Here is a 13994-nt window from a genome sequence, read left to right on the forward strand (position 1 = left end):
CTAAAGCTATGCGACGTCTGCGTGATTCATGGATAGAGCATCTTGTCTGGGCAACATTTACTCTCGCGATAATGGCGGTCTCCCCTGTTGAGGCTGCCAAGAAGTGTTACGATTGCCATGACAAAGCGAAGGCTGAGTTCACTTCGAAAAAAGTGATGCATGACCCGCTCAAGTCGGAAAACTGCGAGGCGTGCCACAAAAGACATGGATTTGCCAATAATCTCGTTCTCAAGGAGAACGGGAACGAGCTGTGTTTCGGCTGTCACGCAGATCTGAAGGAGAAGTATGCGGTCGGGTCAGTGCACTTCCCGGTCGCCAACAGCAATTGCTGGGAGTGCCATGATCCTCACTCTTCTGACAAGAAGGCGTTACTCCGGAGCGGTCCGGCTGGCGCAGATGATCCGAATTTCTGCCTTGCCTGTCACGGTACCGATGTCCCCAAAGCAGGGACAGCATCGCACAAGCATGCTCCATATGAGAAGCAGGACTGCACGACCTGCCATTCAGCTCATAACAGCCCGCACAAGGGTTTACTCAAGACGGCCGCAACCGAACTTTGCCAGACCTGTCACGCGCTGGAGAGCAAGGCAGTCGCCGCGGCTCATGAAGGAAAGCATATCGCCGGGTTGGGCTGTGCCGATTGCCACTCCGGACATTCGAACAACAGTGCAGGGTTGATGTCGGAAAATGCGCACGCCCCGTTTGCAGAGGGGTCATGCGATGTCTGTCACTCGCTTCCGGATGAGGCCGGTAAGATAGCGTTTAGCGATGGAGTGACGGCTGGGAATGGGTGTCAGAATTGCCATGCCGACCAGGCCGCCGGTCCGACTCTGGCGCATCCACATGCGGCTGTTGAGGCAGACAACTGTGACAATTGCCATACGGCGCATTCCTCGACCCATGGCAAGCTCCTGAAGAAAAGCGAGAGCGAGATCTGCGGGGAGTGCCATACGGATCTGATCCATGACACGACAATCGTCGCCCATATGCCGGTGCTGATGGGTGAATGTTCGACCTGCCACGATGTCCATGGCTCCAACAACCCCAAGTTGGCCAAGGCGACCGACAACAGCCTCTGCCTCGGCTGCCATACCGAGTTTGTGGTGGCACGGGACTCCGCTACCACCGTGCACGCTGGAGCTGAGGATTGCAGCCAGTGCCATGCCCCACACCAAGGGGTCACTGATCATTTACTGAAAGATTCGCCGTCCAAATTGTGCAAGAGCTGCCATGATCTGGATTCCGCGGCATCCTCTTCCCTGTCGCAACATACGCCTTATATGGAGCAGGACTGCGCCGCGTGTCATGAGCCACACCATACCAAAACGAAACATCTGGTGCGCAAGGAAGGAACAGCCCTCTGCCTCAGTTGTCACGATGATGTCGCCCTTCGGCTGGCGATGCCGACGCAACATCCACCGGCACAGGATGGTTGCGAAGGATGTCATACTCCGCACTTCTCAGCCCAGACATCTTTGTTGACTGAAAAGACGGGACCGCTCTGTCTGAGCTGTCATGCCGCCGAAGATATCAATGCGAGCAAGTCGCATGTGCATACGCCGGTGGCGGATGGTGATTGCACCGGGTGCCACAACGCGCATGGCTCGGTCAAGGAAGGACTGATTGTCGGGCGGATGCGTCCGATCGCCACGCATGGCGTGATGATCATGCGCCCGCCGGCGTTGGGTGACCGGATCGCCGATCTCTGCTACACCTGCCATGAAACGCTGGAAGCAAAGTTCCGCGAAGGAACGATGCATACACCGGTGATCGCCGGCGAGTGCAACGCCTGCCATACTTCGCATGGTTCGGACCACCGGGGATTCATCGCGGACAAGCCATCGGCAGTCTGCGGTACCTGCCATGAACTGAATGCGGAATTGACGACCAAGCATAGCGGATACAACCTGACCGAGGCGGACTGCGCCGATTGTCATAACCCGCACAGCTCGAAGCGCCCCAGTTTGCTTCGAGAGAATGATCATCCGCCGTTTGCCGACAAGACCTGCGATGCCTGCCATACGCAAAACGCGGATGGTACGGTACAACTGGTCGGTGACATGAATACTATGTGCGGAACTTGCCACGATATGGTAGCGACGCAGAGTGCAATGCCAGTTCCCCACGCTCCCTTTGCGGCAGGTCAGTGCAATGACTGCCACATGGTCCATTCCTCAGATTTCACTCATTTGTTACGAGATGATGGCAACAAGCTGTGCCTGACCTGTCATGCCGACATGCGGGACATGAAGAAGTTGCCAGTACAGCACAAGCCGTTTGGCGACGGGAAGTGTCTCGATTGCCACAAGCCACATGCTTCGGAGTTTGCCTCGTTGACCAATAAACCGGCCGCCACCTTCTGTATCAGTTGTCACAAAGAGATGAAAGAGAAGATGGAAAAGGGGATCGTGCACGCACCAGCCCGTACGGGCGACTGCGGTTCGTGTCACGAAGCCCATGCCGGTTCGATCAAAGCACTTTTGACCAAAGAAAAACAGGCACTCTGTGGCGATTGCCACAATTCATCGAGTCCCGCGTTGGCGGCGGCACACCACGGCTTTGACATGACCAAGGCGGACTGTCAGAATTGCCATGAAGCGCATGCTTCCGCGAAGGGAGTTAAGTCGCTCCTGTTGCCGAAGGCGCATCAGCCGTTTGTCGGAAGAGACTGCAACCAGTGTCACCAGCCGACCGGTACACGTGAATTGACTGCACCGGGGAAACAACTCTGTCTCAGTTGTCACCAGGATTTCGAGAAGGAGATGATGCGAGCGGTGGTGCATGCACCGGTGGCCAGCGAAGATGGCTGCACGGGGTGCCACGGCGCGCATGTCGGCTATGGCAAATCGCTCCAGAAAAAAGATGGCGTGGAGACCTGCCTGACCTGTCACAATACTACCGAATTTACAGGTCAGTTCCAGCATGAGGTGGCGTTCCAGGATTGCGGCAACTGCCATGAGCCTCACTCTGGCAATTACAAGGGTCTGCTCAGTACTCCGGATATCATGGAACTCTGCATGAACTGCCACGATGATGTCAAGAAGACGCACTATCACCCGATGGGGAAAGAGGTGATCAATCCGCGCACGCAACAGCCGCTGGATTGTATTGGCTGTCATTCGCCGCATTCATCGAACTACAAGGCGATCCTGATCGCCGACAAAAACCGCAAGCTCTGTGTGAATTGTCATGATGTAAGCGAATCATAACGATGGGACGAACTACCAGATTATTGCGTTTGCTCGCGGCAACGCTGATTTTAGCCGGAACAATTTCTGTTCCGGCTCAGTCATCTCCTCCGGTGATGGAAGCATCACTGACGGGAGCCGGTCGTTATGCGTTTTCCCGGCTTTCCGCTCTGGCGGTCTCCCCTACCAGCGACCGGTTTGCGGTCGCCGATGAGAATCTGAATCGTGTCTTTGTTTTTCAGAGTTCCGGTCAACTGGCGTTTGTGATCGGGGAAACCGGATTCCTGAACGGACCATGCGCGCTCAACTTCGAAAATGATGCCTCCCTGTTAGTCGTCACCAAAGAGAAATTGGTGCTTCGGGTTAACGAGTCAACCCCGGAGCAGTGCGACACGCTGGCTGACCTGGCGGCAACGCTTAAGCCAAGTCAGATTCGCAAGATCTCCCACTTGGTTTTGGATAAAAGCGGGTATCTGCTCCTTGACCCGGAACTCGGGCAGGTGGTGCTATTAGACTCTACCTGGGGATACACAAAGGTCATAGTCGCACATGGGCATGGAGCGCGCGGCAAGGTCTGGGAACCAAGTGATCTGGAGCGCGATCTCTCCGGACGGCTGATCATTTCAGATCGAGGAGATTATCCGCTGCAGGTCTTTTCGACGAGCGGATCATTGCTGTTTACGGCCGACTGGAATATGCCCGACCGTCAGCGGACATGGGAGGCCGCGGCGGTGGCGATCACTCGGCAGGAGATGATCTGGGTGGTGGATGCCTCAAATCGCAAATGGCGAGTATACGACCAGACGGGAACAGCGGTTGATGAGTACGACCTCACTCCCCCAGGGATTGTTCCGCTGGCGGCCTCGGTGACGGTCGACAACAAACTGATCCTGGTGGATGAACGCGGCACCGTCTCCATCTGGAGCATCCTGTAAGGCGAGGTAGGATATGCGCAGAAGGCTTGCACTTGTTTCGATCCTGAGTCTGTTTCTTGCGGGGACAGTCGGGGCGGGACAATGGCACATTGCCGGGTCGCTCAAATGCGGAGATTGCCACCTGCAACATGCAAGCAGTCAACTTGAGCAGCCGGAAGGGGCATTCAGTTATCTGCTCAAGAAGAACTCGGTCAACGAGCTCTGCCTTTCCTGTCATGATGGGTCAGATCCAACCGCTCCGGATGTAGTGCAACCGATTACGATGTACAATAGTACGCTTTCCCTGCAGAGCAGTGCGGGTCATTTTGGGCTGATGGGGGTTGAGAATGCGAACGGCCATGCGATCGGAATTCCAGTCGTCATGCCCCTCCAGGGAATGGCCCAGTCTGTGGAGCTGAATTGCGCCAGTTGTCATGCTGTCCACGGAAATAACAATTTCCGGAATCTAAGCCATGACCCGGCGGGAGTTGGAGCGGATATTCAGGTGATCGAGGATCTGGATGTCATGACTGAGCAGAAACCGAGTGTGCCACCGAGCGCGGGAATCACCCCGATCGCATACGAGCGCGAAAACTCCGCTTACATCACCCAGCAGATGACTGCCTGGTGTGTTGCCTGTCACGACCAGCTCAGTCAGAATACGACCGGCGCCTTGCCGGCTCACTTCAACGGTCATCCGAGCAATACAGCGTTGAACGAATATGGATACGAACCGCACGCAGATGCATCTCACTGGGTAGGTGGTGTTGGCGAGGGCTTCACGCCCGGCTCGGGGGATGGCATAATGCGCGTCCCCTATCTGGCGCCCCAGGCGACATCATATATCACCGCCCGGATACCGCAGGTTACCAATCAGGTCGGATGCGTCAGTTGTCACAAATCCCACGGATCGGATTATCAGCGTGGGATGCTGTGGCCCTATATCGAAGGCGGGCTCGGATACATTGCCGGTTGCCAACAGTGCCACAATAAGTGAGTGAGATCATGAGACCAGGCAAAGAATACAGTCGTTTGAGAACCACCGGGATTGCGGCATGGTCATTAGTTACTGTGCTGGCGACAGTGGGTATGGCTGTGGCACAGGGGAGTTTCCGCGAGTCACCCCACGGTTCATCACTGAACGGCGTACAGCGTCTGGCGGCATTTCCGAAAGGGAGCTGCGTACAGTGCCATTCAGGACATGATGCAGGAATGGCGCGACCTTACGGGCTCTTTCAGGAGAACTCCAACGAACTCTGCATGGCACAGTCAGAGGGGGGCTGTCACGCAGATCAACCATCGGGTGGAACGACCGGTTATCCGGCGACCGAGATCAATCGGCTCCCGTTGGGCTCGACGGACCCCGGGTACTTTGAATACAATTCGGCTGGGACTCGGATACCGGGAGTAAACAATCTGGTGCGGTGGCCGGGACGCGTCGTGTGGCAGAATCCGATCTATTCACCGCATTACATTGACGTTGATATGCCGATCAGAGATGCATTCGGCAATGGCTCCTGCGATAATTGTCATGATGTGCACGGCGGCAGCTCGAGCCGCGATATGCTGGACAAAACATTCAACGGGATAGTTGGGTCACAGATAGGCGCGCGGGCCTCGAATTACGAACTTTGCCTGTCATGCCACGATATCAATGGCCCGCTCGGCATGGACGAATCATCAAAGCATATCGCTGATTACTATGATCGCTCAATCAATCCGGATGAACGAAGCGGACATGGTGTATCCGATGGAAATGGCTATGTTCCAAGCGGTGGCCGTCTCCCCTGCTATGATTGCCACAATCCGCATGGCTCGCAGGGATATGCAAATGGCGGAGCCAATGGTTTTCTCCTTTCGGATGAACGACCCGGCTGGTATGGCCTTACTGATATACAGAATGATAACGTTCAGGTCAGACGGTTCTGTTTCGGCTGTCATGTTTCCTCCGATGGTCAGGGCGGCAGTCCGGTGGAGGGAATCACCTTACAGCCACTTTCCGCCAACCCGATGCCCCATGCATACAGCCATCCTAAGCATTGCTATGATTGTCACGGTAGTGACTACAGTTCACCGACCTCGTACAATGTGCACCATCCAGATCCGGGGAATAACGCAGGGACGGTGATCGAGTCACCTGCCGCCGGGAAGATCGGGAGAGGGCGCCGCTAATGAGGCGAGTACTGCCTATACTCTTCCTGATCGGATTCTGCGCAATAGACGCTGAGGCAGGGCGGATCTATGGCACCGGCACGCTCTCCTGGCAGCATGTTGAGCAGATCGGAGATCGGCTGACGCTGGTGCAACGTCCGGGGACTGAGGAGTACGATGAAGTGATTCTGCCGGTGAACAGCTCGGATGACCTGAATAGTGAGACATTCCTGCTGAATTATGAGGATGTCCTCTGGTACAAAAACCGTCTACGTCTCTCCGCTTATCTCAATCGACGGGAGCTTGGCCTGACCGATGATCGGGAGTTTCGTCCGACATATTCGGCGGAACTTCGGTCGTTCGGCTATTTCCTCTCCAGCAGTTATAGCCCATATACGCAGATCGCGGTCACGCAGACCGGCGAAGGGCTGCGCCGAGTTGACATTATTCATCGCGAGTGGCGCAATACCCTGGCGTTGTCGTACCCAAAAGTACCATCGCTGGCTTTTGTGTACAATCGAAACGAATCGTGGGATAAAGAGCGAACCGGGCGGATCGATGGCGAGACGCGCAATTTTCTGGTGGAATCGAATTACACCATGAACCTGGTGTCGGCGCGCGTCAACTATGCGAACCTTCGGCAAGAAAGCCGACAAGCGTTTCCATTCACTAACGTGCAGCGCAGTTACACCGGCACGCTCAGTTCCAGCAAGCAGGTTGGCAACCTGGGATTTTATTCCGGAAACTACACCTACTACAATACCCGGAACAGCCGCGAGAATGGCGGAATCGAAGCGATCACCCGGAGCAACAATCATTCGGTAGCAGCAATGCTGGGGACTCAGGAGTGGAACCATCTAGTTGCATCTACTTCCTACAGCGGTCGTTTTGCCGAAAGTAAGATCGACCGGAGCAAATTTGAGTCGCAGAATCAGTCGTACGCAGGCCAGGTGAGTTACCGTCCACTCGGGTATCTTTCATTCGATGCCACCAAGTCATACCAGATCAATCGTGAACGTGATATCAATGAAGTGAATGAAAATCTGTCGCTCGCCGCGACGGTAACGAGAGGATTGCGCCGCGGAATCGACACGCGGATGACGGTTTCCCGGATCTGGGTGCAGCAGTCTCCGCAAGTTACTCTCTCGGGAGACGAAAAGTATACGCTTGATACCTACTACGCATCGCTCGGTTTCGAACCATATGGATTCATCCGTACGCTGGTCGATGCCTCGCTGGTTCATAATTCGGAGCCCTCGCTCCCTGAACAGCGCTACCAGATGAACAGCTCGATCAATTCACGTTTTTATTTTACGCGAACGCTTGAAGGGCGGATCAACATGACCGCGCTGTACCAGGGAGCCGAGCTGGCACTGGGGCACAGCTACTCGCAGAATATCAATATAGGCGCAAGCTATATGCCGCGAGCGAATCTCTCGTTCAATATCAGCTACCTGTATACTGTCTTGAACGCATCTTTCCGGAGCGACTCAGTCAATCAGGCGTTGGATATTGAATCCGGCACCTGGATCGGGTATGCTAGTTACTCATTCCGGCGGGCGTTTACGATCAGCCTGTCGGCAAACCGCCAGGAGCAGGAAGCGCTCACGACCGGTACAGCGGGACTTCCAGGGACAGTCAGTCTCGTACCGTACACGATCAATGGTCAGATACTGATGAATTTGTCAGCGCGGACGACATTAACGACCGCGTATTTATATACCGAGACGCCGACTCGTCAGGGGCTCAAGACGATCGACCGCTCGGTCCAGGTGATTTTTAACGTTCAATTATAAAAGGACCTGCAGATTATGAAACGGCTCTACCTGTTACTCCTCGCACTGTCGACCATGCTGGTCGTGTACTCCTGCGGAGGGCCGAGAACGTACGTGAACAGCGAAGCGGATTTCGGCTTTTATGAAAAGGTCGGCGTCCTGCCGTTCTCCAACCTGAGTGGTGACCGCAACGCATCCGAAAAGGTGACGGCCAGTTTTGTGACTGAACTGCTCATCGGCGGTGAGGTCGAGATGGCCAATATGGGTGACCTGCTCAAGTCATTCAAGACGACGGTCAAAGATGACCGCGCCAATCTCCCGGAGCAATTGACGATCGAGGAAGGGATGACGATCGGCCGCGATGCCGGGGTTCAGGGACTGTTTGTCGGAGCGGTTCGCGAGTACGGCATGGTCCGGGTGGGGACGGAAGAATTCCCGCTCGTGTCGCTCAACATACGGTTTATCGACTGTCAGACGGGCAAGGTTGCATGGACATACGAAACGACGAAACGAGGAGGTCCAAAATTCCCGATCTTTTCGTTTGGCGAAACCCATACGCTCGGCGAGATGACCTCGAAAGTCTGTCGCAGCGCGGCCGGCGATTTCCTGGGAAAGGTGAAGTGAGGGTAGCGTTATGCGTCGGAATCTCCTGATCGGGCTGGCGTTCCTCATGTTGCTGACCGGCTGTGCATCGCACATGGTCGCACGCAAAGGGAAAGCGGCCGAATTACGACAGAGTTCTCGGGTCGCGATCCTCCCGTTCGAAAACCTGAGCGGCAAAGAGCAGGTCGCCACTAAACTGACGGAATACTTTTATGTGCTGATGGCCGACGAGAAGAAATTCACGCTGGTCGAAAGCGGCAGTATTTTCGAGATCCTCCGGATGCATCGGATCCGCTCCTCTTCCCTGCTGACGGATTCACAGATCGACAGTCTGGCATCGACACTCAACGTTGACTACCTGATCACGGGCGCGGTGCTGGAGTTCGATGAATATGATGACAATTTCCTGGGGAAGGTCCCCCGCGTTTCATTCAACACTAAGGTGATCGACTGCCAGACGCATAGCACAGTCTGGGCTTCTGTGTCGCATGGCAGTGGAGATAATGCGGAGTTGTTGTTCGGGATCGGGGCGATCCGCTCTGCCGAGCAGTTGGCCGAAAAGATGGTGATGGACGTAACAGGCACCATTTCGGGGTTGTTTACGAAATGATCTGGCGCACTCTGGTCATGGCCCTGCTCTTTTCCCTAATGGTTGGGACAGGGGATTCGTTCGCCGAAGAAACCAAGACGTTGGCGGATTCTGTCTATTTTACCGGCTATACGTTTGAAAATGGTGTTGGCGGGAGACTACGGGCACCGCTTGGGATCTACTGCGACCCGCGGACTGACGAAGTTTTTGTGGCGGCCGGCCCACGGCTGATAATCTACGACCGGAATCTGAATGTCAAATTCACAGTAAGCCACTTTGTGACGGACCCGTTGACCGGACGGACTATTCCGGGTGAACCGAAGTCGATTGCTGTCACCCGGGATGGGAATATCTACCTGACAGACAATCTGGTCGATTACGTGGATTTCCTCGATTTTCGGGGTGAGCCGATCAGCCGGATCTACCCGAATCGAGTTTTGGCAGATACAACCCTGAAGCTGAAGGCGGAGGCGCTGGCGATCGACGAACTGGATCGGCTGTATATTTCAGTCTCCGGCGATATGCAGACTATTCTCCTCCTCGATCAGGACCACAAGTTGATCAGGAAGATCGGGGAAAAGGGGGAACGTCCAGAGAACTTCACCAACCAGGTTGGGATAGGGGTGGGCGAAGGTCTCGTATGTGTTTCTGACCTGTATGCGATGCCGGCAATTAAGGTATTTGACACTCTCGGGAATTTCAAGACAGGTTGGGGTGGGCATAATGTCGACCGGGAAGACTTCTCTCTCCCCTCCGGAGTGGTAGTGCATCGAGACAGTTATGGACGATTAAGGATATGGGTATCCGATGCCCTGCGGCATGTGATAAAGGTCTTTTCGGATGATGGAGAGTTTGTATCTAATATTGGGGGGTACGGGGAAAGATTGGGGGAATTCACCTATCCGATCGGTCTAAGTGTTGGGACAAAAAATACCTTCTTTATCTCCGAAAAAGTGCTCGGGCGAATCCAGCGGTGTGAAATCCGGTAAGTTGAGTTAGAATCAAATCATTACATACCAGTCGGTTAAATCAAACCAAAAATTGATTAAAAAGTCTAAAATATCCCTTGACATTTTTTTCCGTATTGCTATCTTTTTCACAAAACAGTTAAACCGGATTTAGGACTGTTTCAGTCCGCCACCCCCCGGGGTGGGAAGAGGATGGGTTGACGATTAAATGCTGGCTTGTGAAGTAAATCACAAAACTACTGGTTTAGCCGGATGCGGCTCTTCCTTACTTTATGTCAGCATGGCCCTTCTTCCCTGTCGTATCGCACCAACACGAATTGCTGATAGAGTCACTTATTGGCCAGTGAAAGGAGGCGGCACCGGCAGGAATTGAAGTCTCTTACGAAAACGAAAACTAACTTGGTATTTGTTTTTAGAAACACTTTTAAGGTAACGTTAAAGGTAACACGTATGAAGAAGCTAATCACTCTCGGAATCGCTTTCATGGCGTTCCTGGCGATCAACGCGACGGCTGGTGACTATCACTCCGGCACGACGTTGAACTGCGCTGAGTGCCACGTCATGCACTTCAGCGAAGCACACAACCTGACGGACGATGGCGTCTCCGGTCATGGTAATGTTGAACTCGGCGCTGGTGGCCCGTTCCACTATTTGCTGCGTAACCACGTGAACGAACTCTGCCTGACTTGCCACGATGGTAACTTCTGGGCTCCGGACGTTCTCGGCGCTCCGTCTGGTTCCGTCACCAACCGTTTGGGTGGTGCATTGAACAAGGCTGGTGAGGCTGTCACTGGTTATCACGAGTCCGATGGTCACTCTCTCGGCTTTATGGGCGTAGCTCCGGGTCAGACCGGCGCTTCCTCGACAGGCGCATGGACCAACGAAGACGGTCTGGATTGCACGGATTGCCACACCCAGCATGGCCGTAAGGCTGGCTCGGGCGCCACGGCGACCTCGATCTATCGTAACCTTTCATGGCCGGGCAGCAGCGCTGCCGCTGGTTACATGAGCTATGCCGTTGGAACCAACGACCTGACCAAAGACGTATTTGAGCGTTTCCCGGCTTCCTACAACAACGACGACGTTGATTTCAACGAGCCGGTCGCGACTGCGTCCGACTACGCCGCGTTCTGCTCCAAGTGCCACGGTGACTTCCATGGCAATGCCGCTTCCGCCAATATGCGGAATCAGGCTTCCACTTCCACTCTTGCTGAGTGGCTGCGTCACCCGGTCTCCAATGCTGACATAGGTGCTGCCGGCGGTGGCGGTTCCCGTATGTCCGCGTGGGGCGCTCGCACTTATCGCGTGAAAGCCATGTCTGCCTCCGGTAACTGGGGCACGCAGGGTACGGCTCTTGGCACGACCACTGGCGTCGGCGACTTTACGCCGAGCTGCATGACTTGCCACAAAGCCCACGGCACGCAGAATGCCTATGGTTTGATTTTCCCGAACTATGATTACAATACGGCCGTGACCCAGCCCATCACCGAAAACGGTGGCGGCACTGATTACATGGGCCTGTGCAGACAGTGCCACGGTCAGTGAGACCTTGACACGATCTGACTTCTTTGAGGAGAGCCCAACGGCTCTCCTCTTTTTTTGCGTATATATTGATGGAGGCCTAGTTGGGAAGGTCTCTGTGAGCAAAGAAAAACGGCGGGTACGGATACCCGCCGTTCTGATATACGCTCTGTGATATTGGTTTAGGCGTCGGCGGCAGCATCAGCCTTGGCTTCGGCGATGATCTTCTCTGCCGTATCACGCGGTACATCTTCGTAATGCGAGAACTCGACCGTATAGAGTCCCTGCCCTTGAGTCATTGACCGGAGGTCCACAGAATACTGGTAGAGCTCAGCCTGCGGAACCTGGGCGCGGATCTTCTGGTTGGGACCATCCGGATCCATCCCCTGTACCTTCCCGCGACGGGACGACAGATCACCCATCACATCGCCAGTGAACTCATTCGGCACGAGAACTTCGAGGTTGTAGATTGGCTCCATGAGGACCGGTTTGCACTCAAGGAAGCCTTCTTTGAAGGCCATCGAACCGGCGATCTTGAAGGCCATATCCGACGAGTCGACATCGTGGTACGAACCGAAATAGAGCGCGACTTTGACATCCACGACCGGAGCGCCGGCGAGACCGCCGTGGGCCATCTGCTCGACCACTCCCTTTTCGACTGCGGGGATAAACTTGCCGGGAATAACGCCACCGGTGATCTCGTTGAGGAATTCGAAACCGGCACCGCGGGTGTTTGGTTCAATACGGATGTAGACATCACCGTATTGACCACGACCACCTGATTGTTTCTTATGCTTGTACTGCTTCTCTACTTTGCCGCGAACGGTCTCGCGGTAAGCGATCTTTGGTTTCGCCAGTTCGACATCAGCGCCAAAGCGTTTTTGGAGCTTCTCCATCAGCACTTCAATATGAGTTGAGCCCTGTGCATACAGGACCAGTTGGTGGAGGGCGCCATCGTTATGGACGCGGAAGGTCGGGTCTTCCTCATGCAGTTTATTCAGACCAGTTCCGATCTTTTCTTCTTCGCCTTTGGCCTTCGGTCTGACAGCGACATCCATGACCGGGTTCGGATAATTGACCGGAAGGATACTGACTGAAAAGTCTTTTTCGGAAAGCGTATTGCCGGTATGGGTGTCTCTCAACTTGACCAGAGCACCGATATCACCGGCGACAGCGCCGTCGATATCAACGCGGTTCTTTCCCTGGAACGTATAGATGTGGCCGATGCGCTCCGAGGATGAGGTCTTCTGATTGACCAGTTCTGAGCCGGGATGAAGTTTCCCTGAGTAAACCCGGAAGAAGGACATATCCCCCATGTGACTCTCAGAAATGGTCTTAAAGACAAATCCAAGCGTCTTGCCGTTGGGGTCACACTTAACCATTACTTTGTCCGTGCCACCAGTCTTGACCGCTTCGACAGGCGGCGTCTGCATCGGCGACGGCAGATATTCGACTATGAAATCGAGAATCATGCGGGCACCGATATTTTTGGACATCGAGCCAAAGAGAACCGGGAAAAGCTGTCCATTAAGGATTCCGTTGCGGAGACCGGTGAGCACTTCAGCTTCAGAAAGAGTACCATCGGCGAAGAATTTCTCCATGAGAGCATCGTCGGTCTCGGCGGCGGTCTCAACGAGGGCCTCCCGCTGCGCCTCAGCATCGGCTTTAAGGTCGGCCGGGATGTCGATATCCTGGCGTTTCCCCTGAGCATCGAAGGTGTAAGCCTTCATATGCAGCAAGTCGATGATCCCTTTGAAAGACTCGGCTTCGCCAATCGGGATCTGAATAGCGACGGCATGTTTGCCGATGACGGTCTGAATGGAGTCGAGGGCGGCGCGCCATTTGACGTTTTCGCGATCCATCTTATTGACAAAAAAGAAGCGGGCCAATCCTTCATTCGGCATCGCCCGCCATTGAATCCGTGTCCCGATCTCCATGCCCGCGAGGGCATCCACGACAATCCCGACGGTTTCGCACACTTTCATGGCGGAGTACAACTCGCCCATGAATTCGATGTGGCCGGGACAATCGATCAGGTTGATCTTGGTCTCCTGGTGGACGGCGGCAAGGAGTTTCAGCGAGAGCGAGGTTTTGCGAGAGATCTCGGCCTCGGTGTAGTCGAAGAGTGACGAGCCTTCATCGACGCGTCCGACGCGGTTATTGGCTCCTGCCAGGAATGCCAGGGTGTCGGTCAGGCTGGTTTTCCCCGAGCCACGAGAGCCAGCCAGGCAGACATTTCTGATCTTGTCCGATGCAAATTCTTTCACCAGCTATCCTCCGTTATG

At 54.7% G+C, this 13994-nt stretch carries 10 protein-coding genes; 9 read left to right on the forward strand and 1 reads right to left on the reverse strand.

Annotation, left to right across the window (positions count from 1 at the left end; translation table 11 throughout):
- Positions 1-8: 8 nt before the first annotated feature.
- The 9 genes from IPH75_05100 (at position 9) to IPH75_05140 (ending at position 11733) form a co-directional block, all read left to right on the forward strand.
- Positions 9-3209 carry a hypothetical protein gene (locus IPH75_05100; GenBank protein MBK7141440.1) on the forward strand — a complete coding sequence of 1067 codons (3201 nt, stop codon included), beginning with the start codon at positions 9-11 and terminating at the stop codon, positions 3207-3209.
- 2 nt (positions 3210-3211) lie between these two features.
- Positions 3212-4123: a hypothetical protein gene (locus IPH75_05105; GenBank protein MBK7141441.1), complete on the forward strand. Its 912-nt coding sequence runs from the start codon at positions 3212-3214 to the stop codon at positions 4121-4123.
- A 13-nt stretch (positions 4124-4136) separates the two neighbouring features.
- Complete coding sequence (locus IPH75_05110) at positions 4137-5099, forward strand: hypothetical protein (protein MBK7141442.1); 963 nt, start codon at positions 4137-4139, stop codon at positions 5097-5099.
- 8 nt (positions 5100-5107) lie between these two features.
- Positions 5108-6274: a cytochrome c3 family protein gene (locus tag IPH75_05115; GenBank protein MBK7141443.1), complete on the forward strand. Its 1167-nt coding sequence runs from the start codon at positions 5108-5110 to the stop codon at positions 6272-6274.
- Positions 6274-8049 (forward strand): hypothetical protein, encoded by a 1776-nt coding sequence (locus IPH75_05120; GenBank protein ID MBK7141444.1) that lies wholly within the window; start codon positions 6274-6276, stop codon positions 8047-8049. The genes IPH75_05115 and IPH75_05120 overlap by 1 nt, the downstream gene beginning before the upstream one ends.
- Positions 8050-8064: 15 nt before the next feature.
- Positions 8065-8652 carry a hypothetical protein gene (locus tag IPH75_05125; GenBank protein MBK7141445.1) on the forward strand — a complete coding sequence of 196 codons (588 nt, stop codon included), beginning with the start codon at positions 8065-8067 and terminating at the stop codon, positions 8650-8652.
- A 10-nt stretch (positions 8653-8662) separates the two neighbouring features.
- Positions 8663-9241, forward strand: coding sequence for a hypothetical protein (locus IPH75_05130; protein MBK7141446.1), 579 nt, complete (start codon positions 8663-8665; stop codon positions 9239-9241).
- The gene (locus IPH75_05135) at positions 9238-10209 is read left to right on the forward strand and encodes a hypothetical protein (GenBank protein ID MBK7141447.1); all 972 of its coding nucleotides are present in this window, start codon (positions 9238-9240) and stop codon (positions 10207-10209) included. Before IPH75_05130 ends, IPH75_05135 begins: the two co-directional genes overlap by 4 nt.
- 429 nt (positions 10210-10638) lie before the next feature.
- Positions 10639-11733: a hypothetical protein gene (locus IPH75_05140; GenBank protein ID MBK7141448.1), complete on the forward strand. Its 1095-nt coding sequence runs from the start codon at positions 10639-10641 to the stop codon at positions 11731-11733.
- 158 nt (positions 11734-11891) lie between these two features.
- On the opposite strand, the gene fusA is transcribed toward IPH75_05140, so the two are convergent.
- Positions 11892-13976 (reverse strand): elongation factor G, encoded by a 2085-nt coding sequence (gene fusA, locus IPH75_05145; protein MBK7141449.1) that lies wholly within the window; start codon positions 13974-13976, stop codon positions 11892-11894.
- Positions 13977-13994: the final 18 nt, after the last annotated feature.

It is taken from the genome of bacterium (assembly GCA_016708025.1).
In the GTDB taxonomy this organism is placed as follows: Bacteria; Zixibacteria; MSB-5A5; order GN15; family FEB-12; genus FEB-12.